A 22,030-nucleotide genomic window follows, 5' to 3' on the forward strand; every position below is an offset into this window, starting at 1 on the left:
CACTTCCTTTATAAAAATGGCATCGATTCTGGCAGCAAAAAAGTAGCGCAATACGCTACCTGCGGTATGCCTGCCCGCTACGAGTAGCGTTTTCATTGACCAATTGCCCACAGTCTACAATGATGGCGCTGCCACTTGGCACACTTGAAGGAGAAACACATGAAACGCCTGCTGCCCCTCTGCCTGTCCCTGTCGCTGCTGACGCTCTCCGCGGCCGCTCCCGGCCTGGTCCACGCCGCCGCCTCGGAAAACCTGTCGAACGGCTCGCAAAACCTCAGCCAGGGTTCCGCCGTCGTCGTCGCCGGTTCCATGTCGATGCTGGTCGCCTCCGGCCAGGTGGTGGTCGCCAGCGTGGAAACGGTGGGCGTAGGCATCGTCATCGTGCTCAAGGGCGCTTCCGAGGCGGGCGGCGCGTCCATCCAGATGAGCACGCAAGCGGCCAAGGGTCTGTCGCTGGCGGCCGGCACCGTGGTCAATGTGGTGGCGCTGTCCACCGGCCACATGCTGGTGCTGTCCGGCAAGGCCATCGCCTTCATCCCGAACGAACTGGGCAAGGCCCTGCTGCACCATTCCAAAGTGTAAACACCCATGAAAAGCCGCCATTCCATGAAACAGTTGCTCGCCACCGCCCTGCTGTGCGCCGCCACCCTGACGGCCCAGGCCGCCAACTCCGATACCACCAACGCGTCCGACAACGCCAGCATGGCCTCGGCCATCGTGCTCGTCGGCTCCATGTCGGTGCTGGCCGCCGCCGGAGAGATCGTCATCGACAAGGTGGAAGACGTGGCTGACGGCAGCGTCCTCGTGCTGAAGAGCGCGGCCAAGGGCGCCTCGCAGGCGGCCACGGCCTCCGTCAAGCTGAGCAAGCAAGCCACGCAAGGCCTGTCGCTGGCGGCCGGCACGGCCATCCAGGTAGTGGCCGTCTCGACGGGCCACATGCTGGTGCTGTCGGGCAAGGCCATCGCCTATGTGCCGGATGCGGCCGGCAATGCCATCCTTCACCATTCGAAAGCGTGAACCCATGAAACGCCTGACTGTCATGATCATCAGCCTGGCCCTGGCCGGCGCCGCCCATGCGGGACGCTCGTGCGAGGAAAAGCCAACGGATGCCTCCACCCTCGTCAAATCGATGGACCTGGCGCAAAAGACCTTGCAGGCGCTCGACGCCTCGGGCGCGCAGGTGGCACTAGTGGCGCGCGCCGGCCAGGACCTGTCGAAATACCATCTGCGCTATTCGCACATGGCGCTGGCCTGGCGCGACCATCCGAAGGGCCGCTGGCTGGTCGTGCATGAACTCAACGAGTGCGGCACGGCGCAGTCGTCGCTGTACAACGAAGGCTTGGGCAATTTCTTCATGGATGATGTGTTCATGTATGAAACCCTGATCCTAATTCCCGGCCAGGATACGCAGCAGCAACTGGTGCGACTGCTGGCGTCGAACACGCCCAAGCGCCTGCATGAGCCGCACTACAATATGCTGGCCTACCCGTTTTCCACCAAGTACCAGAATTCGAACCAGTGGGTGCTGGAAACCCTGGCCGCCGCCAGCAACGAGCCGGGCAAGATCGAGACGCGCGCCGAAGCGCAAGGCTGGCTGCGCAGCGCCAGCTACGCGCCGCAAACGCTCAGCATACCCGCCGCCACGCGCCTGGGCGCGCGCATGTTCCGCGCCAATATCGCTTTTGACGACCACCCGTTCGAGCGCCGCATGACGCGCCAGATCGACGTCGTCACCGTCGACTCGATCGTGCGCTTCGTGCGCCAGCGCGAACCGCAGGCGCAGGAAATCGTCGTGCGTTGAGTTAAGCCTGTGCCAGTCCCGACAAGACCAGCACGGGCGGCCGCGCCAGGCGGTCCGCACTGCACAGCACGATGGACAGCTCGGCGTGCGCCACGGCCATGCAGCTGCCCGCTTCCACGCCCAGCTTGTAGCGCGCCTCGGCCTCGCTCCAGCGCCGGTAGAACAGCGCCAGCCGTGCATCCTCCGGCAATCCTTGCAGCTCGTCGGCCACGGCCGCGCCAAACGCCTGGCGGGCCAGGGCCAGCACGTCGCGGCCCGGATCGCGCAGCTCGATATCGAGCCCCAGCCGCGTAGTAATGCTCAGTGCACAGGCAACCCAGTGGCCGCTGTGCGAAATGCTGAAATGCGCGCCCTCCGCGGGCGACAGCAGCAGCGGCACCTGGCCGGCGCGCTCTTCCAGCACGATGGCGGCCGGCGACACGTCCAGCAGCAGCCCCATCGCCACGCGCAGCAAGACGCGTCCCAGCAGGAACTGGCGCTGGCGCAGCGGCCGCACGAAACGTGCGTGGCGGGCCATTTCCGCCGCACCCAGCCAGCTTTCACATGCGCGCAATTGTGCGACGTCGATAGTGCGCAGATCGGCCAGCCAGATGCTGGCGCCGCCATTGGGCAAGACTGGGGACATGAACGGGATGGGAAAACAAAAATGCAGTCTGCCACAAATCGGCGCAGGCATGCGGCAAAAAAATGGCAACGCGGTTGCCCGTCGCTGCCATTGCCGCCAGGGGTGCGTGCGCTTGCGCGCCGCGCCCGTCCTAGTTCGTCATCGATGCTTCGATTGCCTTCTCATCGGCGCCCGTCGGACCGCCTTCGGCACGCACATAATTGGCCTTGATGTACGAACTGGTCAGGTTAGCCACGCGCGTCAGCATCAGGTTGTCGTGCACGCCAAGAGTAAAACCGGCCGCCATGGCACCGGCACGCTGGAAGAATTCCGGTGTCGCGACCAACGCCCCCTTGCTATCGCGGATCATCACGCGCATGCGCACGCCCGAGCTGCCGGCCAACGGCCCGAAGAATACGCGCTTGGCGCCGCTTGTAAACTGGATCTCTTCGACGACCGGCTCAATGATCAGCACGCGCCCATTGGTCGCACCCGCATTCCAGGTAGTCAGCGATTCGGCCAGGTTCTTGCGGATATTCTCATCGATTTTCCTCATGGCGGCCTGGTTGCCCTGGTAGCCTGCGGCAAACACCGTCGACTTGACTTCGATGCGGCCGAACGACGAGAACGCTTCGGCCGGTGCCGGATTGTAGGTCGACGATGCCCTGATGCTGGTGGCACAACCTTGCAACAACGACACGGACAGCAGTGCGCCTGCCAGGATGACTGCTTTTGATACTTTTTGCATATTCTCTTTCTATTTTTTAGGATGGTTCCCGGTGCCATCGACTTGCCAGATGGCCCCCGTCACCGATTGGACGACTTCCCTGCCAACTGCCTGCTACTGCTTGCTACTGCTTGCTACTCGTTTGCTGCTTTTTTGCGACTGGTTTGCTGCTTGCGTGCCGCTGGTTTGCGGCCTGTTTGCGACAGACGGCATGGCCGCCGCACTGCCAGGATCGGCATCGCGCCTCCTGCTGCCGCCGTTTGCGCCAAGCCGGGCAAGCGTCAATCGAAGCCTGCCAGCACCTTGTAGCTGATTTCAGTATTGCTCGCGTGCAGTACTTCCAGCCGTGCGCCCTTGTAGCCCAGAATCATGGACTCGGACAAATCGTAGGTCACGTCGTTATTGAAGGCGGGGCGTGCCACGTTGCGCTGGAATTCGCGGTAGCCCAAGGTGATCTTGTCGCCGATACGTCCGCTGTAGATCAAGGTAGTCTGGAAGCTCGCCGCCTGATAATTGGTGGTCACGCCCATCACGTAATCGAACTTGGCGCATGGCGCACGCCCGATGCAGATGCTGCCGTCCTTGCTGAACAGATGCAGCTTGTTCTGCTTGGCCGCCGTGCCGGCCGCGGTGGCCATCACCACGCCGCCAAAGGTCTGGTACTCTGCCTTGTCCGCAATTAGCGGGTACGTTCCCTTGCGCACGATAAACTCGCCGAGCGGCTGGTCCTGGGCCAGCACCAGTGCCCGGGTTTCCACCGCATCGCTATTGATCAGCATTTTCTCGCCGATGCCGGTGGTCGCCACCGTGCCCACCGGCGGCAAGGTCGTCTGATAGGCCGAATGGGGCACGGGCCGGCTTTTGCATCCGGCTACGGCGATGCCGCACATCATCACGAATAACAGCTTGGAAACTGGCTTCACAATTACTCCATTAATTATCTGAACTGCAATTTCACGCTTAAATATGTTTCCGCTTGGAAATTCTCAACAACAGACGGTGGCCGATGCTGTTCGTCCAGTTAAAACTGTTTTGCAAGACCACCACACCCGTCCGCTGCTTGACATCGAGACCGATATAGCTCGAGTAGCCCGCCACGAAACCTACCTGGTAGGTAATCTTGTTGCCGTCGATGTCATCGACGAGCCAGGCCAGTGCCGCCGCCTCGACGGGGCGGTCGACACGCACGCTCAGGGTATCGTGCAAGGCGCGGTCCAATACCGGATCGTCACTGCCCTGGAGATTCGCCCGCGCATAGCGCAGCAAATCGTTCGCCGTCGAATACAGGGCCGCCGAGCCCGTCAGCACGTCGGTAAATTCCCAGTCCGGCGCTTCGCTTCCGCGCCGCATGAACTTTGGCTGGTCCCCCACGTGGCCATGCGCGCGTGCGGCATAGCCGGGCAAGCCCTGCGGGTGGTAGCCAGTGTGATCGAGCGCCAGCGGCTGCAAGATGGTTTCCCTGACCAGGGCATCCATCTTTTTCCCCGTCTTCAATTCCAGCAGATGGCCCAGCAGGCCGTAGCCGATATTCGAATAGTTGGGCGCCGCCGTTGCCGGCGCATCAAAATCAGCAAGGTAGGCCAGCAGGTAGTCGCGGTCGAAATGCCGGTAAAAGCTTTCGCCCGTAAATAGATACTCGACAAAATACAGGAGCGTCTGCGGCGTGAACGGCTGCCGCGGCAAGCCCGAGGTATGCGTGACCAGCTGCAGCAGGGTGATCTTGCGCGCCGATGCGCTCAAGGGCGTCCCGGCTGGCAGCAGCTGCGCGAGCGTGTCATCCCAGGAAAACACCCCCTGCTGCACCAGGACCGCCGTGGTGGCGCTCAAAAAACCCTTGCTGATGGAGCCGACGGCAAACAGGGTATCGCCATCGGGCCGGTGGCCGCTGACGGCATGCTCGGTCGTGCCATAGCCGAAACTCTGCACGCTGCCATCCGGCAGCAGGACACCGACCACCACGCCCGGCGTGGCGCCCTTGTCGATCAGCGGCTGCGCCAGCGCATCGACTTCCTTGCGCAAGTCGCCACTGATGGCATAGCGCTCGCCCGACGCATTGTCGGTATCGATTTCCATGCGCGACAGGGTACCGCATGCCGTCAGCGCCAGAAGCATGCCCAGCAGGCATGCACGGCCTGCGTAGCGCTGGCAGGCAGATCGCAACGAGGTCACGGCCGGTAGCGCTTGAAGATCAGCGACGTATTGATGCCGCCAAAGGCAAAGTTGTTCGACATGACGTACTCGGTTTCAATCGCCCGGCCTTCGCCGGCGATGTAGTCGAGCGGCGCGCATTGCGGGTCCACCTCTTGCAGATTGATGGTGGGCGCGAACCAGCCCTCGCGCATCATTTCGATGCTGATCCACGCTTCCAGCGCCCCGCAGGCGCCGAGAGTGTGGCCCATATAGCTTTTCAGCGAACTGATGGGCGTACGGTCGCCGAACACCTCGAACGTGGCCTGCGATTCGGCGATATCGCCCTGCTGCGTGCCCGTGCCGTGCGCGTTGATGTAGCCGATGTCCGATGGTTGCAGGCCTGCGTCGGCCAGCGCCAGCTGCATCGCCTGGCGCATGGTGGCGGCGTTCGGCTGGGTGACGTGGCAGCCATCGCTGTTGGTGCCGAAGCCCACCAGTTCCGCGTGGATGGTGGCGCCGCGCGCCTGCGCATGCGCGAATTCTTCCAGGATCAGGCAGCCGGCCCCCTCGCCGATGACCAGACCATCGCGGCTGGCGTCGAAGGGGCGCGGCGTCGTGTGGCCCGCGTCGTTGCGCGTGCTGGTGGCGAACAGGGTGTCGAACACGGCCGCCTCGGTGGCGCACAGCTCCTCGGCGCCGCCGGCGATCATCGCCAGCTGCTTGCCGCCGGCGATCGCCTCGTAGGCGTAGCCGATGCCCTGGCTGCCCGAGGTGCAGGCGCTCGACGTGGTGATGACCCTGCCCGTGACGCCGAAGAACACGCCGATATTCACGGGTGCCGTGTGCGCCATCATCTTGATGTAGGTGGTGGCGTTGATGCCCTTGGTGGTGCGCTCTTCCATCATGCGGCCAAAGTCGCCGATGGCGCTCGGCGTGCCTGCGGACGAGCCGAAGGAAATGCCCATCTGCCCGCTCTTGACCACGGGGTGGCCGGCCAGGCCAGCATGCTCAAGCGCCAGTTCGCTGGCGCGCGTGGCCATCAGCGCGATGCGCCCCATGCTGCGCACGGCCTTGCGGTTATAGCGGTCCGTCAGCGCGAACGGCGCGGCCGGTGCGCCCAGCTGGGTGTTCAGGCCTTCATAGTCGGCCCATTCGTCCATGCGCACGACGGCGTTGCGGTACTCGCCCAGGCGCTGGCGGATGGCCGGCCAGTCGTTGCCGATCGGGCTGATGCCGCCCATGCCGGTCACTGCGACGCGGCGGCTCATGCCATGCCTCCGTTGACGGAAATGACCTGGCGCGTGATGTAGCCCGCTTCCTCGCCGACGAGGAAGCTGACGGCGGCGGCCACTTCTTCCGGCGTGCCGACGCGGCGCGCGGGAATCATCTTGAGTGCTTCCTCAAGCGGCACCTCGCTGATCATGTCCGTCTCGATCAGGCCAGGCGCCACGCAGTTGACCGTGATGGCGCGCTTGGCCAGTTCCAGCGCCAGCGCCTTGGTGGCGCCGATGATGCCCGCCTTGGCGGCGCTGTAATTGACTTGTCCGCGGTTGCCGATCAGGCCCGAGACGGACGCCATGGTGACGATGCGCCCCGGCTTGCGGCGCTGTACCATCGGCATCACCAGCGGGTTGAGCACATTGTAGAAACCATCGAGATTGGTTTGCAGGACAATGTCCCAGTCCTCGCCCGACATGGCAGGGAACGCATTGTCGCGCGCCACGCCCGCATTGCACACGACGCCGTAATAGCAGCCATGTTCAGCGATATCGGCTTCCAGCGCGGCGGCTGCCGCTGCACGGTCGCCGATATCGAATTGCAGCACGCGCGCCGCGCGTCCCAGCGCCTGCACCTGCTGCGCCACCGCCTCGGCTTCGGCGCGCGCGCTGCGGCAATGCAGTACCACGTCAAAGCCATCGCGCGCCAGGCGCAAGGCGATCGCCCTGCCGATGCCGCGCGACGATCCCGTTACCAACACACTTTTACTCATGCTGCGCTCCATTCATACTCTCCTGCAGAAATTGCTTTGCATCTTCGGGCTGGAATACCGTAATCGTCGCCTGCGCCAGCACGGTGCCGGCCATCTCGATACGGCACTCGAACGCGCCCAGTCCATTCTCGCCCTGCAAGGCCTGCTGCACATGCACCTGCAGCACGCTGCCAGCGGCAAACAGGGGCACTTGCGCTTCGTAGCGCCGCGCCCCCAGCAAGAAACCGATCTTCACGGGCGCACCGGCCAAACGGGCGCGGTAGCCCGCATGCGCGGCGATCGCCTGCGCCATGTATTCAATGCCAACCCAGCTGCCCACGCCCGTGGACGCGGCGTCATACAGCACGCTGCCCGCATGGATGGCCACCTCGGCGCACAGGTTTTCCGCATCGGCCGACAGCACCCGGTCGAGCAGCACCATGGCGCCGGAATGGGGCACCAGCTCGCGGATAGGAGGAAAACTCATGCGCCCCTCCCGAACAGCAGGGCGGCGTTCGAGCCGCCGAAGGCAAACGAATTGCTCAATGCCCAGTCGAGCGGACGCCCCAGCCGCGCGCCGGGCAAGGCCAGGCGCAGCGCCGGCAGGGCGTCGTCCGCCACGCCATCCCACAGGTGCGGCGGCAGCAAGCCCTGCTCGTTATCGTCCTGCATCGCCAGCCAGCACAGCGCCGCCTCGATGGCGGCCGCCGCGCCCAGCGCGTGGCCCGTCAGCGGCTTGGTGGAACTGGCCATCACGTGCCCGCCGAACAGCTCCGCCACCACGCGCGACTCCATCGCATCGTTCTGCTGCGTGGCCGTGCCGTGCAAGTTCACGTAATCGACCTGTGCCGCCGTGATGCCCGCGCGTGCCAGTGCCTGGCCGATGGCCAGGCGCGCGCCGCCGCCCTCGGGATCGGGTGCCGACATGTGGTGGCCGTCCGACGACTCGCCCCAGCCGCGCAAGGCCACGGCGGCCGGTTGCGCCGTCATCAGGAACAGGGCCGCGCCTTCGCCGATATTGATGCCGTCGCGGTCCGCGCCCAGCGGATTGCAGCGCCGTTCGCTGACGGACGCCAGCGCGGAAAAGCCGGCCACGGTAAAGCCGCACAAGGTATCGACGCCGCCCGTCAGCACGGCGTCGCACAAGCCCATGCGGATCAGGCGGGCCGCGCTGGCCATCGCCTTGGCGCTCGACGAACAGGCGCTCGAATGCACGAGGGCCGGGCCGTCGATACCCAGTTCATCTGCCAGCATCAGCGCCGGCGAGGCCATCTCCTGCTGGCCATAATGAAAAGCGTCCGGCAAGCCGCCGCCTGCCACATGCTGGCAGATGGCCTCTTCCGTCTCGCCGATGCCCGAGGTACTGGTGCCGATCACCACGGCGACCCGGTCCGCGCCGTAGCGGGCGATGGCCTGTTCCACGGCCGGGCGGATCTGCGCCAGCGCCGCCAGCGCCATGCGGTTGTTGCGGCTGCGCGCCGCGATGCCGTGCTGCGCCATCGCTGGCAGGGCCGCATCGACCACGCCCAGCGGCAGCACGCGGCCCGGCGTGTGGCGGTCGGTAGGCAGCACGCCGCTGTCCGCGGCGAACAGGCGCGCGCGCACCTCGTCGCGGCTGGCGCCCAGCGCGCAGACGATGCCGCAGTCATTCAAATACACGGTCAAGCCAGTCATTCAGCTTCCTTCCGGTGCGTTCTGTATCGTCAGGCGATAGCGGTAGCGCAGGTTGTCGAGCACCACCGTGCCGCTCCAGCGCGGCATGGCGCTGTAGTCGATCACCGTCACGGCCTCGTCGTGCAGGAACAGGGTGCGGCGCAAGCCGCTGTCCTCGATGCGCCAGCCGGCCGGCAAGGCTTGCTCGATCGTCTCGCGCGGCCACAGGGTCAGCTGCATGTCTTCCAGCACATCCTCCGCGCGCACCTGCGCCGGCAGCATCAGGTGGCGCCACGACGTCATTTTCTTGCCGTCGTAATGCAGCGACAGCACGCGCTGGCCGAACGCCAGGCCCACCAGGTCCAGGTGCGACGCTTCCACCTCCAGCGCCGCGTCGAGTTCATCGATGCGCCCTGCCCGCTCGACGACCAGGTGCTGCTGCACGCTGACGGCGGCGCCCAGCGCCTGCGGCGCCAGCTTCAACCCCAGGCGCGCCGGCGCCGTGGGCAGCGTGCTGGCGCAGCCGGCCAGTGCCAGCAGCAGTGCCGGCGCCCATCGTTGACAGTGCAAGAACATCAGATTTCTCCTGCGGCATCGGCCGCGCTACGGTTGTCCGCTTCGGCAAAGCATGGCGACAGCAGCCATACGAGCGCCGTGCCGATCAGCATGGTCAGGCCAAATGCCTGCAATGCGGCCGTCTTGCTCAGTGCCAGCAAGCCGAAAGACAGAATGGTATTGGCCGCCGACAGTCCCACGGCCAGCCATGGCGTGTTGTTGCGGCGATCCGGGTGTTCCTGCATGAAGATGCCGTAGTCGACGCCCACGCCCAGCAGCAGCATCAGCGCCAGCACGTGGAACAGCTGTAGCGGCAGATTCAAATAGCCCAGCAGGGCCAGGGCCGCCACGCTGGCCAGCGCCGTGGGCGCCAGCACGCGCCAGGTACGGCGCCGGTAGCGGGGCAGCAGCAGGCCGAAGACCACCACATAGGCGCCCAGCACCACGGCGCCCATGTAGACGCGGTAGCGTCCCAGCACCGAGGAAATCTCGCTCACCTTGTCGACCCACTGCACGCCGGGCAATCCCTCGCCCGCCTGTGCCAGCAGGGGAATGGCCGCGTACTGCATGCCGCGCAGGGCGACGATGGAGGCATAGCCGCCGTCGACCTTGCCCAGCCACAGATGGCGCCACGGTTCGCTGGCCGGTACCTGCAGGAAGGCGTCGATCGACAGCGGCGCACCCGTCTGCGCCAATTGCGCGCGCACTTTTCCAGCCCACTCGGGGCCTTCATCGACGGACTGCGCCAGCAGGTCGAGCGCGGCGCCCGGCTGCAGGATGGCCGTGCCGAGCAAGGCCCGGCGCTCCGCCTGCGTCCGCAGCGACGGCACCCAGTTCGACATGGCCTGCACGCCACTGATGTGCTTTTGCGCGATCAGCGGCAGCAGCCGCTGTTTCAGGGTTTCCTCGCGTTGCAGCACGGCTTCCGCGCTGTCGCCGCGCACCAGGTAGAACTGCACCGGCGTGGGCGCGTCGAGCAGCTTGCTCAACTTGATCTGGTCGCGCACCAGGTGTGCGGGCGGCGTTTGCAGCAAGCGGATGTCGTCGTTGACGCCCAGGCGGCTGATGCCGAAGGCGGCAAACAGGAAGAACATCACGCCGCCGATGAGAGTGGCGCGGTTGGCCCGCAGCAGCGGCCAGCGCGCGCGCGCCGCGCCGTAGCGTTCGACCAGCGCGCCGCTCTTCAAGGTGCCGCCGCTGACCAGCGCGGGGAACCAGAACACCACGGTCAGCCAGGCGAACACCAGGCCCAGGACGGAAAACACGGCCATGTGGCGCAGGCCCGGGAAGGGCGTCAATGCCAGCCCCATGTAGCCGATGACGGCGGCCAGCAGGGTCAGGCACAGGCCCGGCAGCAAACGGCGCAGCAGGGTGCGCGAATCGAGCGCGGGATCGGCGCCCAGGCGGTTGCACAGGAAATAGATGCCGTAATCCTGCGCCACGCCGATCAGGCTGGCGCCAAACACCAGGGTCATCAGGTGGACTTTACCGAACAGCAGCCAGCACACGGACAGGGAACCCAGGCAGCCGATGCCGATCGACAGCAGGATCAGCGAAATCGGCTTGATCGAGCGGAAGGTCAGCCACGTCAGCAGGACGATGCCGGCCAGCGACCCCAGGCCGATGGTCGACATTTCGCCCGCCGCCTGGCTGCTGGCGGCGGCCGCGTGCAGGATCACGCCGGCGCTGATGATGTCCACGCCCGCCACGGCCTGCCGCGCCGCCGCCTCGGCTTGCGCCAGCACGGGCAGCACGCTTTCCTGCGCGCCCAGCGAAAAGGCGGGCAAGGTCAAGGTCATCGGCAGCAGCACGTACTGGCGCTCGCCGTCGGCGACAAACAAATGGCCGTCGCGCGGCCGCACGGGGGTTTCCTGTGCCCGTTCCTGCACCCAGCCGCTGAACAGGCCGAAAGGATCGTCCTGCCAGGCGCCCAGCTTCGGCCCGCCAAACGGGCTATACAGCTGGCTCAGGGCGGCATCGCGCCAGTACGCGGGCGCTTCCTGGCGCAGCTGCGTTTCCTGCGGCGCCGCCAGCAGCGTCAATCGATGCTGCTGGAACAGGGCCAGCCAGTCATTCTGCGTCTGCTCGTCGAGCGGCGTGGACTGGAACAGGTCCGCATGGTGCGCCAGCACGGCGCCGTAGGCGTCGGCCGCGCGCCTGGCATCGGCCCAGTCGGGCGCGCCGACCAGCACCACCAGGCGCTGCTGCGCCGCGTCGACCATGTGCGTAAACGATGCCTGCAGCACCGGGTTGCGCTCCTGCACCGGCAGCAGGGCGAGGATGTCCGTTTCCGGCGCGATGCGCTTGCCCAGCCACAGGTAGGCGTTATGCGCCAGCAGCAGCGCCACCACCAGCGCCCAGGCGATGGCAAGCAGGCGCCCCGCGTCGCGGCCGTGCTTCGTCAGTGCGTTCAAAACAGGGCCGCCTCTTGCGCCGTGATGGCGGCTGGTCCCGTTTCAATCGCGGAAAACACGATGCTGGTGCGGTCGCCGCTTGCTTCGCTGATGCTGATATTCTTCACGAAGGCGCCGCCATCGAGGCGGATGCTGCCGATGGCCTTGGCCAGCGCCGGCTGGCGCGCCTTCAGCGCCACCTGCCAGGTGCCGCCATCGATGCTGCCATCGACTTCAAACAGGGTATCGAGCTGCCCCAGGTCACCGGCCAGCAGCGAGAACAGCACGCTGTTGATCATCTTGACCACCGGCTCCGTCTTCGCATCGAGGCGCATGGCCACGCGCTCGCCCTGGAAATGCACGATCTCGTCGCGCGTCAGGCGCAGGGTATTCGGGAATGGCTGCAAGGTGCGCCACAGCACCCCCTTGCCCGCCACCACGCAAAAGCGTCCATTCGAGGCCAGCGCCTTCTTCATGCCTGCCAGCTGCTTGCTCTGGTCGAAGCGGCCGCACAGCTGCTGCGGCTTGGCCAGCATGGACTCGATCTTCGCCACGGGCGCGGCCGCGTGCACGGTGGACAGCGCCAGCAGGCACACACCTGCCAGCAGGATGTTGATTTGGTTTTTCATACGGCCTTCAATCCCAATTTTTCAAACAATACGGGCGGCGAGGCAAAGCACATCTCGCCGCTGGCGATATCGACGGCGACCTGCGTCGTGCTGGCACGATTCAGGCGCTTGCCCGTCGCGCTGTCGCTGACCAGGTACTCGATCTTCAGGCGGTCTTCCCATTCCACCAGGTCGGCGCGCAAGGTCAGGCGCTGGCCAAACGTGGCCGGCGCCACGTAGCGCAAGTGCATGTCGATCACGGGCCAGGCGTAGCCGGACGCCTTCATGTCGACATAGTTGTAGCCGATGCTGTCGAGCAGCGCGCAGCGCACCACTTCCAGGTATTTGACGTAGCGGCCATGCCAGACGATTTCCATGGGGTCGAGATCGAAGAACTGCACCTGCATCTCCACTTCCGCGTGCCAGCGGCTGGGCGCGGCCTTCCTGTCGCGCACCTTGTGCGTAGCGTTCTGCAGGTCAGCCATGCTCGGCTCCGTACAGCGGCCACGCCTGGGCGCGCATGCGTTCGAGCAGCACGCGCAGTTCCGGGTCGAGGCGGCGGTCTTCTTCCACGGGAGCGATATCGGCCGCCAGCGCATCCATCATGGCCGTCAGCGCCGCCTGCGGCAGCACGTCGGGGTTGCCCTTGCAGCGCAGCCAGACACCCTGGCGCACGGTGATCAGCAGGGCCGCAGCCACCTGCTCGCACAGCTCCAGCACGCGCAGGCAGTCGCGCGCGGCGATGGTGCCCATGCTGACCTTGTCCTGGTTGTGGCATTCCGTCGAGCGCGAGAACACCGAGGCGGGCATCGTCAGCTTCAGCGCCTCGGCCGTCCACGCGGATGCGCTGATCTGCAGCGCCTTCAAGCCATGGTTGATGGCCGCGCGCGGCCCCGTGGCGCCCGACAGGTTGGCCGGCAGTCCCTGGTTGTAGCGGCTGTCGACCAGCAAGGCCATCTGGCGGTCCAGCAGGTCGGCCAGGTTGGCCACCGTGTTCTTCATGCTGTCCATGGCGAAGGCGATATGGCCGCCGTAGAAATGGCCGCCATGCAGCACGCGCTCGCCTTCGGCATCGATGATGGGATTGTCGTTGGCGCTGTTGAGCTCATTCTCGATGGACGAGCGCAGCCACGGCAAGGCATCGGCCAGCACGCCGATCACGTGCGGCGCGCAGCGGATCGAGTAGCGGTCCTGCAGACGCTTGCCATTGCGTTCCCAGCTATCGGTAGGCAAGTCGGCGCGCAGCCAGGCCGCTACCTGCTGCATGCCGGGATGGGGCTTGACGGAGAACAGCGTTTCATCAAAATGGTGCGCGTTGCCGTCCAGCGCGAACGAGGCCATGGCCGTGATGCGCGTCGTCAGGCGCGCCAGGTATTCGGCACGCTCATACGCCAGACAGGCCAGGGCCGTCATGACGGCCGTGCCGTTCATGATCGCCAGGCCTTCCTTCGGACGCAGGCGCAGCGGCGTGATGCCCGCTTCGCGCAGCGCCTGTTCCGCCGGCACCTGCACGCCGTCGCGCCAGACTTCGCGCTCGCCGCACAGCACCGCCGCCAGGTAGGACAGCGGCGTCAGGTCGCCGCTGGCGCCCACCGAGCCTTCGGACGGAATCAGCGGCAGCAGGCCGGCGTCGAGCAGACGCGCGATCTGCGCCAGCAGTTCCACGCTGACGCCGGAAAAACCCTTGGAGAGCGACGCCAGGCGCGTCGCCATGATGGCGCGCGTCTGCGCGGGCGTGAAAAATTCGCCCAGGCCGCAGCCATGATAGGTGTACAGGTGGTGCGGCAGTTCGGCCACCAGTTCCGGCGGCACGGTGACCGTGCACGAATCGCCGTAGCCCGTGGTCACGCCATAGATGGTGCCATCCTCGCGCAGCAGGCGGTCGAGAAAATCGGCACCGCGCGCAATCGCCGCCAGAAAGACGGGATCGCTGGACAGTTCGGCGCTGGCCCGGCCGTGCGCGATATCGGTAATGTCTTCGATGCGCAGGCGCTCGCGGTCGAAGCGGACGGCGCGCCGGGTGTTTTTCAGGTCAGCGAGTTGCATCGGGAATATCCAGTCTTGAAGTATCGGGGAGTTGCCAAAAATCGTAAAAATTGAACCATTCGAGCGGCGCGCGCAGGCAGTGGTGTTGCAGCCGCGCGGCATAGGCGGCGGCCAGTTCGGCCAGCATCGGTTCGCGCGATTTGCGCGGCAGGTGCAGGGACTCGCGGAGCCGCTCGAAATGAATTTCCGAGCGCTGGCCGATGCGCATCGAAAACAGTAAATACACGGGGCATTGCAGCACGCTGGCCAGTACATACGGGCCGATCGGAAACGCGGCCGGCTGGCCCAGGAAAGGCGCCACGGCTACGCGCGGCTGCGGCGAGACGGGAATGCGGTCGCCGGCGATCACCACGAATTCGCCCTGCGCCACCTTCTCGGCCAGCAGCATGGCCGTGGCGGGCGTGATTTCCGTTACCTGCATCAGATTGAGCTGGCTGTCGGGGTTCAGGCGCGCCAGCATGCGGTTGAACGCCTGCGCATGGCGCGTATGCACGAGCACCGTCAGCTTCAGGCGCATATCGCGCTGCGACAGCATGCGGCACAGCTCCAGGTTGCCCAGGTGGGCGCACACCAGCAAGGCGCCGCGGCCCTCGTCGATGCAGCGGTCGATGCCATCGGGGCCATCGGGGCCATCGACGCCGTGCAGGCTCACGCCGCGCGTGTCGTACAGGCCGCCCCACAGCAGCATCTTGTCGAGGATGGTTTCGGCAAACGCGCCGAAATGCCGCAGCACGCCCAGCTTCGCCGGTCCGCCACAGGCGGCGATGCGCGCCAGGTAGGCGCGCGAGACGCGGCGCGCGCGCGCATGCGTCAGCACATACCAGGCCAGCACCGGATACAGCACGATGCGGAACGGCCAGCGGCCAAAGACGCGGCAGATCCAGAACAGCAGGCGCATGCCGGCCACGAAGCTCACTTCGTTGAAGCCGGCCCAGTGCCCGCGCTGTTGCGCTTGCCGCTCTTGCTGCTGCGACGCCATCGTCATCGCGCGCGCCAGTGACGCGCCAGCAGGCGCGGCGCGCGCCACAGCATGCCGAAGAACAGGCGTGCATGCATGCGCGAGATCAGCACGTTGTCGCGCCACAGCTGGAAATGCGAGACGCCGTCGCTGGGATAACCGACTCGCGTCGGCAGGTTCGCCATCGGCAAACCATCCCAGTACAAACGCACCAGCACATCGGTATCGAAATTCATGCGCTGTCCCAGCTGACGCCGCCCTGCCAGCGCCATCAAGGGCGCCAGCGGATACACGCGGAAACCGCACATGGAGTCGCGGATCTGCAACGACAGGGTATTGATCCATACCCAGACGTGCGTGGCATAGCGTGCGTAGAAGCGCGAAGCCGGTACCGATTCATCGTACACCGGATAGCCGACCACCACCGCCGCCGGCGCGACCTGCGCCTGCGCCAGGAAGCGCGGCACATCGTCCGTCTCGTGCTGGCCGTCGGCATCGATCTGCAGCACATGGCTGTAGCCCTGCGCCTGCGCATGGCGGCAGCCGGTCAGCACGGCGCCGCCCTTGCCCTGGTTGTGCGCATGGCGCAGCAGGGTCACGCGCGACGGGTGCGCAGCCGCCAGCGCGTCGAGCGTGCGTGCGCCGGCAGCGGCGCTGCCGTCATCGACGAGGATCAGCGGCACGCCGTGCGCCAGCAGGCGCCCGACCACGGCGCCGATCGCATGTTCATGGTTGAACACGGGGATGACGATGCAGGGAAGGAAACGCATTTCAGTCACCGCGTGCTCCGGCACGGCCAAAGCGCAGCAGCGAGTGGCAATAGCCGATGCCGTCGCGCGTGGTCAGAAGTTCCAGCCCGGCCGCCCCGGCCAGGCGGATGTAGTCGGCGCTCTGGTAAATCTTGCTGTTGCCGCTGGCCATGGCCGTGAAGTATGGCGAGGTGTTGATCAGGCAGTAGGCGGCGATGTCATACTGCTGGCGGTCCCAGAAGGTATCCATGATCAGCACTTGCCCGTTCGGTCCCAGCGCCCGCGCCACGCGGCGCAGGATGCTGGCGATGGCCGCCTCGGAGAAGCAGCTGAGAAATTGGCTCATCCAGATTAGGTCCATGCCGGCCGGCAGCGCAGCGTCGTCGTCGAGCAGGTCGCAGGCATGCAAATGGGCCCGCTCGCGCACGCCCGCATCCGTCAAGGTCCGGTCGGCCACCGCCAGCTGGCGTTCCAGGTCGACCAGGTGCAGCTCCACGCCCGCATGGTAGGCCAACGCCGCGCTGGCGAACTTGCCCGTGTTGGCGCCGATGTCCATGATGCGGCGCGGCGCCGTGGCGAAGACGTCCGGGAAAATCTCGGGGAACGAGGTGTCCGAATAGTGATGGTCGAAGGCGAACCAGCTGCCCTTGGCCGGTTCCGACAGCGCCGACAGGCCCTGGTACAGGGTCGGCCAGTCGCCCAGCGCCGTCAGCCCCAGGGGCTGCTCGGCGTCGAGCGAGCGGTCCAGGTCGAACAAGCCTTGGTAGCAGACGTCGTGCATGAAGTCCAGGTTGACCTGGGTGATGCTGTCGGTAAGCATGCAGAAACCCACCTTGTCGAGCACATACGCGCCCTCGCGCAGCGAGACGACGCCGGCCGACAGGCATGACTCGAGCGCCACCTTCAGCGCATATTCCGTCCAGCGGCCGCTGGCGGCCATGTCGGCCACGCTCAAGCCGCTTTGCCCCGTGTCGGCCAGCGCCTGCAGCATGCCGCGCTTCCAGGCATAGCGCACGCATTGAAAGACGACGGGACCGAAAGCGATTTTTTGCGCCTCGAAACGGGCGGCAAAGGCGGTCTGGCGTTCGGGTGAGAATTTTTTATCTAACATGCGCTCGCTGCTGGAGTGGGTGTATCGGCGCCGACACCGGGAACGGTGGCGGCTTGCGGGTGAAACAGGATGCGGCCGCTGGCATGCTGGCCGGCGTCCGACAGATAGCGAAACTGCAGGCTGGCCTTGGATGCGTCAAATTCCAGCGTCAGCCGCACGGGCCGGTCCGGCAGCACCGGCTGCTGGAATTTCAAGGCATGCATGGCACGGAACTGCGCGGGCAAGTCCAGGTGCAGGCGCGCGTAGTGCAGCGCCCATTCCACCTGCACCACGCCGGGCAGCAGCGGCGCATCCGTGAAATGGCCATCGAAATAGAACAGGTTCGCGGGCACGCGCAGTTCGAACAGCAGCCGCGAAGCTACGCCGCCAGTCTCGCTTTCGAGCAGCTGCGCATGCGGCAGGCGCGGCGCAGCATCCTTGTGCTCCAGCAGCGCCAGCAGCAGCGCCTGCGTCGTCTTGCCCTGCGCATTGATGGGCAGTCGTTCCAGGTAGCGCCAGCGGCGCGGCACGGCAACCGCCTCCACCTGGCCAGCCAGCGCCAGCTGCAGCTGGCGGTTCAGGGCCAGCTTGCCGTCGGCGGCCAGCAGCGCCTGGCCAGCAGCGGTGCAGACGATGAAGGCAGCGACTTTCTGGCGCTCTCCGGCAGGTGCATCGCACAGCAGCACTCTGGCCTCGTCCACCAACGGCGTGGCCAGCAACGCGGCCTCGATGGCGCTCAGCGAAATGCGTTTTTCCTCGATCTTCACGATGCGGTCGCTGCGCCCCAGCAGCTGGAAGCGCCCCGCCGACGCGTGCCGCGCACGGTCGGCCAGGCATAGCCAGCCATCGTCGGCCAGGTGCGCCGAACGCACCGCCAGCGCGCCGTCGTCCTGCAGGCGCCAGGCCACGCCGGGAAACGCTTGCCAGCTCTCGTCGTCGGGATGCTCCTGCGAGCGCTGGCGCCAGGCCACGCCGCCCGTCTCCGAACTGCCATAGATTTCGCGCGGCACGCGGCCCAGCAACGTTCCCGCCGCCAGCGCGCTATCGAGAGCCAGCGGGCCGCCCGAGGAAAACACGGCGCGCAGCTGCGCGCGCGCGCCAGTCCAGTCCAGGTGCTCGGGCAGGCGCTTCAGGTGCGCGGGACTGGCGGCAAGCACGCAGGGTCCTTGCGCCAGCAGCGCAGCCAGCTGCTCCGGGAAGTCCACGCTGTGCGCATGCACGGCACGCCCCGCGGCCAGCGGCCACAAGACCTTGAACAGCAAGCCATAGATGTGCTGGTGCGTGACGGTGGCCACAACGGCCGCGCCATGCGCATGGGCGCCGAACAGCTGTTCCAGGGTCGCCACCTCACTGCACAGCTGCAAAAGCTTTTTCGGGATGGCCTGCGCCACGCCCGTGCTGCCGGAGGTGTGCACGACCAGCGCGGGGAAATCGTCGGCAAGCTCGCTCCACGCAGGCGCCGGCGCGCCACCGGCCGGTACCGGCAAGGGCGCATGCGCGGCCGGGAACTGGCCAAGAAAGCCGTCGACCGACGCGGCCAGCGAGGCACAGCTGGCCGGCAGTGTATCGGCCGTCAGCCAGATGGTTTTGCCTGCCTGCCAGGCGCCAAGCAAGGCCGCGCCAAATTCAAGGCTGTCATCCAGGTACAGGGCGAAATGCCGGCCTGGCTGGCGTTCGAGCATACCGGCCCACGCCCCCATGCGCGCGGCGAGATGCGCATGATCGAGCGCCACGCCATCGCGCCAGCCAGCCACCCGGGCGGGCGGGTGAGCATGCAGGCATTGCGCCAGGCGCGCCAACGGGGAAATCGGGGATGCTGCTTGCGGCAGGGAGGATTCAGGCATGGTGCAAACGCTTAAAACGCAGGCGGACGAGGTACTCGCCGCCAAATAACAGGGCCATCAGGATATAGGCGATCACGCCCGTGTACAGCGACCAGACGGCGTCGCTGGCCCACACTGCCGTCACCAGGGCGATGCCGCCGTTGACGATGAAAAAACCGCACCAGACTTGCGTCACGCGGCGCGTGTAGCGCATGGCCGCCGGCGGAAAATCCGGCTCGCGCAGGCGTGCCAGGCGCTCCACCATCGACTGCGGCGTCCACAGGCTGTAGCCGAAGGTGGCCAGCAGCACGGCATTCACCAGCACCGGATACAGCTTGAGCGGCAGCAGCAGATTGCTCCACAGCGCAACGGCCACCAGCAGCAGCGCGGCCGCCGCCGACCAGCGCGCGGCGCGCTGCAGCTTGAGCGCGGGCAGGCGGCAGGCGATGGCCAGCACCAGCAGCAGCGCCAGCCAGCGCGGCTCGACCAGTCCGTGGCCAAACCAGATCGCCAGCGGATACAGCACGGTCAGCAGCAACGCGACGGCATTGAGCAGCACGCGTTATGCCGCCTGTTCCGACACCGACATCGCCCGCAACGCCTCGACCACGTCGTCGATGGTGCGGATGGTCTTGAACACTTCCGGCTGCAGGCGCTTGCCCGTCAGCTGTTTCAGCTTGACCGCCAGGTCGACCGCGTCGATGCTGTCGATATCGAGTTCGGCGTACAGATTCGACTGCGGCGTCAGCGCCGCCGGATCCAGCTCGAACATCTCGGCCAGCAGTTGCACTACCCACGCGTACAGTTCGTCGCGGCTCATTGCGCTCATATCTACCATTTTGCTGCTCCCTTACTTCTTTCTGTGAGTGTCAACCATGGCCGCCAGCGCCCGTACCGAGGCAAAGTGGCGGCGCGTATCGGCCGACTCGGCCGACAGGGAAATGCCGTATTTTTTCTGCAGGGCCACGCCCAGTTCCAGCGCATCGATCGAATCGAGACCCAGGCCCTCGACGAACAGGGGCGCATCCGTGTCGATGTCGGCGGCGCTCATGTCTTCCAGTTGCAGCGCCTCGATGATCAGTTCCTTCACTTCTTGTTCAAGCATGTTGTTCCTGTTTCCCGCTAAAGTAATGTTGCAGATGATTGGTCAAAGTGCGCGCCGCCATCACGTCGCTGGCGCCACCGCCGGTAAACTCGCCGATCGCCAGGTCGTCCTGCACGGCGATCTCGAAATGCGCGCGGCGGGCGGGCACGCGCCACCACTGCTCCCCCTTGCCCAGGGTCTTCGGCAGGCAGCGGATCAGCACCGGCGTCACGTCGCGGCGGCCGCGCACGGCGATATTCGCCGCGCCCCGCTTGAGCACGATCTCGCCGCTGTACGGCGTACGCGTGCCTTCCGGGAAAATGATCAGGTTATTGCCACGCGCCAGCGACGCCAGGCAGGCGTCCACCAGTTCGGCACCGCCCGTGTTGTTGATATAGCCGGCGGCCCGCACGGGACCGCGCGTAAACGGGTTGTTCCACAAGTCGGACTTGACGATGCAGTCGGCCTGCTTCACATACGCCATCAGGAAAATCGTGTCGATCAGGGTCGGATGGTTGGCCAGGATCAGCAGGCCGCCCCGCTCCAGTTTGTCGAGGCCGCGCAAGTCGTAGCGCAACACGCCGAGCAATCGCATCAGGCCGATATACAGGCGAAAACTCCAGCGAATGATGGCGCGTGCGCCAGCGACGCGCGCCTCGCGCCGCCACACCAGCAGGTGCAGCAGGGGGAAGACCAGCACGCGCAGCAGCAGGCCGCCCACGCCGAAGGCGGCAAAACTGAGTGCCGTCGCAAACGTGCGCCAGACAAGCGAAGCGCTGGCACGGAAACGCGCCAGCTTATGCATGGCGGCTCCAGCGCCAGCACTGGCGGTTGGCGACATGCTCAAACGTGGCGGCATCGCCCAGCATGAAGCGCAATGCGGCCAGGCTGGCGGGCATGGCATTGGCCGGCCGTGGCGCATCGGCGCTGCCGCGCGCGCGCCAGGAAAGGCCAAAAACGGCGCCCGGCACGTCGGCCGCCTGCAGCAGCCAGGCAAATGCGTGCGGCTGCTCATGACAGTCTTCAAAGGAGGCAAAAGGGGCAGGCAAGGGACGATCAGCCACCACCAGCAAGACCTGCGGCGCGCCATCGGCCAGCAAGGCGCACGCTTCGATCACCGCCGCCTCGACGCTGGCGGCACCCGCGGCCATGGCCACCTGCTGTGCGGTATCAACGCGGGCGATGGAGAACAGGCCGGCATTGGCATTGTGCACGGCCATGCCAAATGCCGTCGGCGACAAGGGTTCCCCCTGCGCCAGGGCCGACAACAGGTCGACGGCGCGGCTCACTTCACCGTGACGCGAACAAAAGACCAGGGGGGTATCGCGCTGCTCGCCGAGGCAGGCATAGGCCACTTCGAGCGCCATCTTGCCCAACTGGCCGGCGCGGCGGCGCAGCAGGGGTGCCATGCCGCGCACGCCCGGCTCACCGGCGACGGCGATCGGCGCGACGGGCGAGGCGGCTTGCGCCCAGGCCAGCCATTGCTGCGGCGTTTCCACTCCCGGTGCCCAGGCAGCATGTCTGACAATTGAAAAACGGACACCGTCGGTGCGCATATACATTTCCCTGAGTTCAAAAAAGGTCGAACTCACGTCAAAACTGCGCAAAAAGCCCCGCCGGCGTTCTTTTCAAATTATAAACGAAGGAAGTCAAAATAACTAAAATAAATGGCCTTGGGGCAACTTTTTTAAGACAGCCAGAATCACCCCGTATTTAATCGCCATCGGCGCCAATTACTATTTGTAACATCACCGACAATACCCTGCGATTGAGAAACGGCTTTTCTCCAGCAGATAAAGCGCATTTTAAAAAAAAGGATTTTTTACCAACGATAAAAACC

Annotated in this window: 25 protein-coding genes; 3 read left to right on the top strand and 22 right to left on the bottom strand. The window is 65.8% G+C overall.

Annotated elements, in window-relative coordinates; genetic code table 11:
- Positions 1-159: 159 nt before the first annotated feature.
- The 3 genes from J0O65_RS27485 to J0O65_RS27495 are packed head-to-tail and all read left to right on the top strand — an operon-like array spanning position 160 to position 1,801.
- A complete protein-coding gene (locus tag J0O65_RS27485) occupies positions 160-582 on the top strand; it encodes a hypothetical protein (RefSeq protein WP_215410287.1) in 423 nt (140 codons plus the stop codon).
- A 24-nt stretch (positions 583-606) separates the two neighbouring features.
- Positions 607-1,017 carry a hypothetical protein gene (locus J0O65_RS27490; protein WP_215410288.1) on the top strand — a complete coding sequence of 137 codons (411 nt, stop codon included), beginning with the start codon at positions 607-609 and terminating at the stop codon, positions 1,015-1,017.
- A 4-nt stretch (positions 1,018-1,021) separates the two neighbouring features.
- Positions 1,022-1,801 (top strand): DUF2145 domain-containing protein, encoded by a 780-nt coding sequence (locus J0O65_RS27495; protein WP_215410289.1) that lies wholly within the window; start codon positions 1,022-1,024, stop codon positions 1,799-1,801.
- Between the two features lies 1 nt (position 1,802).
- On the opposite strand, the gene J0O65_RS27500 is transcribed toward J0O65_RS27495, so the two are convergent.
- The 22 genes from J0O65_RS27500 to J0O65_RS27605 form a co-directional block, all read right to left on the bottom strand.
- Positions 1,803-2,426, bottom strand: a complete 624-nt coding sequence (locus J0O65_RS27500; RefSeq protein WP_215410290.1) for a 4'-phosphopantetheinyl transferase family protein — start codon at positions 2,424-2,426, stop codon at positions 1,803-1,805.
- A 130-nt stretch (positions 2,427-2,556) separates the two neighbouring features.
- Positions 2,557-3,153, bottom strand: a complete 597-nt coding sequence (locus J0O65_RS27505; protein WP_215410291.1) for a hypothetical protein — start codon at positions 3,151-3,153, stop codon at positions 2,557-2,559.
- Positions 3,154-3,413: 260 nt separating this feature from the next.
- On the bottom strand, positions 3,414-4,055 hold the full coding sequence (locus tag J0O65_RS27510) for a hypothetical protein (protein WP_215410292.1): 642 nt from the start codon (positions 4,053-4,055) through the stop codon (positions 3,414-3,416).
- 37 nt (positions 4,056-4,092) lie between these two features.
- On the bottom strand, positions 4,093-5,244 hold the full coding sequence (locus J0O65_RS27515; RefSeq protein ID WP_215410293.1) for a serine hydrolase domain-containing protein: 1,152 nt from the start codon (positions 5,242-5,244) through the stop codon (positions 4,093-4,095).
- A 53-nt stretch (positions 5,245-5,297) separates the two neighbouring features.
- Positions 5,298-6,530, bottom strand: a complete 1,233-nt coding sequence (locus tag J0O65_RS27520; protein ID WP_215410294.1) for a beta-ketoacyl-ACP synthase — start codon at positions 6,528-6,530, stop codon at positions 5,298-5,300.
- Positions 6,527-7,252 (bottom strand): 3-oxoacyl-ACP reductase FabG, encoded by a 726-nt coding sequence (gene fabG / locus J0O65_RS27525; RefSeq protein WP_502793603.1) that lies wholly within the window; start codon positions 7,250-7,252, stop codon positions 6,527-6,529. Before fabG ends, J0O65_RS27520 begins: the two co-directional genes overlap by 4 nt.
- Positions 7,245-7,718 (bottom strand): hotdog family protein, encoded by a 474-nt coding sequence (locus J0O65_RS27530; RefSeq protein ID WP_215410296.1) that lies wholly within the window; start codon positions 7,716-7,718, stop codon positions 7,245-7,247. The genes fabG and J0O65_RS27530 overlap by 8 nt, the downstream gene beginning before the upstream one ends.
- Complete coding sequence (locus J0O65_RS27535; RefSeq protein ID WP_215410297.1) at positions 7,715-8,905, bottom strand: beta-ketoacyl-ACP synthase; 1,191 nt, start codon at positions 8,903-8,905, stop codon at positions 7,715-7,717. Before J0O65_RS27535 ends, J0O65_RS27530 begins: the two co-directional genes overlap by 4 nt.
- Entirely contained in the window at positions 8,906-9,460 is a 555-nt protein-coding gene (locus J0O65_RS27540; protein WP_215410298.1) for a DUF3261 domain-containing protein, read from the bottom strand.
- Positions 9,460-11,844 (bottom strand): MMPL family transporter, encoded by a 2,385-nt coding sequence (locus J0O65_RS27545; protein WP_215410334.1) that lies wholly within the window; start codon positions 11,842-11,844, stop codon positions 9,460-9,462. The genes J0O65_RS27540 and J0O65_RS27545 overlap by 1 nt, the downstream gene beginning before the upstream one ends.
- 5 nt (positions 11,845-11,849) lie before the next feature.
- Positions 11,850-12,461 (bottom strand): LolA family protein, encoded by a 612-nt coding sequence (locus J0O65_RS27550; protein ID WP_215410299.1) that lies wholly within the window; start codon positions 12,459-12,461, stop codon positions 11,850-11,852.
- Positions 12,458-12,925 carry an acyl-CoA thioesterase gene (locus tag J0O65_RS27555; RefSeq protein WP_502793604.1) on the bottom strand — a complete coding sequence of 156 codons (468 nt, stop codon included), beginning with the start codon at positions 12,923-12,925 and terminating at the stop codon, positions 12,458-12,460. The genes J0O65_RS27550 and J0O65_RS27555 overlap by 4 nt, the downstream gene beginning before the upstream one ends.
- Complete coding sequence (locus J0O65_RS27560; protein WP_215410300.1) at positions 12,918-14,486, bottom strand: HAL/PAL/TAL family ammonia-lyase; 1,569 nt, start codon at positions 14,484-14,486, stop codon at positions 12,918-12,920. Before J0O65_RS27560 ends, J0O65_RS27555 begins: the two co-directional genes overlap by 8 nt.
- Positions 14,473-15,471, bottom strand: coding sequence for a lysophospholipid acyltransferase family protein (locus J0O65_RS27565; protein WP_251374035.1), 999 nt, complete (start codon positions 15,469-15,471; stop codon positions 14,473-14,475). Before J0O65_RS27565 ends, J0O65_RS27560 begins: the two co-directional genes overlap by 14 nt.
- On the bottom strand, positions 15,468-16,214 hold the full coding sequence (locus J0O65_RS27570; protein ID WP_215410301.1) for a glycosyltransferase family 2 protein: 747 nt from the start codon (positions 16,212-16,214) through the stop codon (positions 15,468-15,470). The genes J0O65_RS27565 and J0O65_RS27570 overlap by 4 nt, the downstream gene beginning before the upstream one ends.
- 1 nt (position 16,215) lies before the next feature.
- Positions 16,216-17,304, bottom strand: a complete 1,089-nt coding sequence (locus J0O65_RS27575; RefSeq protein WP_215410302.1) for a class I SAM-dependent methyltransferase — start codon at positions 17,302-17,304, stop codon at positions 16,216-16,218.
- Positions 17,298-19,127, bottom strand: a complete 1,830-nt coding sequence (locus J0O65_RS27580) for an ApeI family dehydratase (RefSeq protein ID WP_215410303.1) — start codon at positions 19,125-19,127, stop codon at positions 17,298-17,300. Before J0O65_RS27580 ends, J0O65_RS27575 begins: the two co-directional genes overlap by 7 nt.
- Positions 19,120-19,665, bottom strand: coding sequence for a COG4648 family protein (locus J0O65_RS27585; RefSeq protein ID WP_215410304.1), 546 nt, complete (start codon positions 19,663-19,665; stop codon positions 19,120-19,122). Before J0O65_RS27585 ends, J0O65_RS27580 begins: the two co-directional genes overlap by 8 nt.
- 3 nt (positions 19,666-19,668) lie before the next feature.
- Positions 19,669-19,926, bottom strand: coding sequence for an acyl carrier protein (locus J0O65_RS27590; RefSeq protein ID WP_034750398.1), 258 nt, complete (start codon positions 19,924-19,926; stop codon positions 19,669-19,671).
- A gap of 30 nt (positions 19,927-19,956) precedes the next feature.
- A complete protein-coding gene (locus J0O65_RS27595; RefSeq protein WP_215410305.1) occupies positions 19,957-20,211 on the bottom strand; it encodes a phosphopantetheine-binding protein in 255 nt (84 codons plus the stop codon).
- On the bottom strand, positions 20,204-20,995 hold the full coding sequence (locus tag J0O65_RS27600; protein ID WP_215410306.1) for a lysophospholipid acyltransferase family protein: 792 nt from the start codon (positions 20,993-20,995) through the stop codon (positions 20,204-20,206). The genes J0O65_RS27595 and J0O65_RS27600 overlap by 8 nt, the downstream gene beginning before the upstream one ends.
- The gene (locus tag J0O65_RS27605) at positions 20,988-21,689 is read right to left on the bottom strand and encodes a beta-ketoacyl synthase chain length factor (protein ID WP_353056257.1); all 702 of its coding nucleotides are present in this window, start codon (positions 21,687-21,689) and stop codon (positions 20,988-20,990) included. Before J0O65_RS27605 ends, J0O65_RS27600 begins: the two co-directional genes overlap by 8 nt.
- Positions 21,690-22,030: the final 341 nt, after the last annotated feature.

It is taken from the genome of Janthinobacterium sp. JC611 (genome assembly GCF_018682595.1).
Taxonomy (GTDB): Bacteria; Pseudomonadota; Gammaproteobacteria; order Burkholderiales; family Burkholderiaceae_D; genus Janthinobacterium.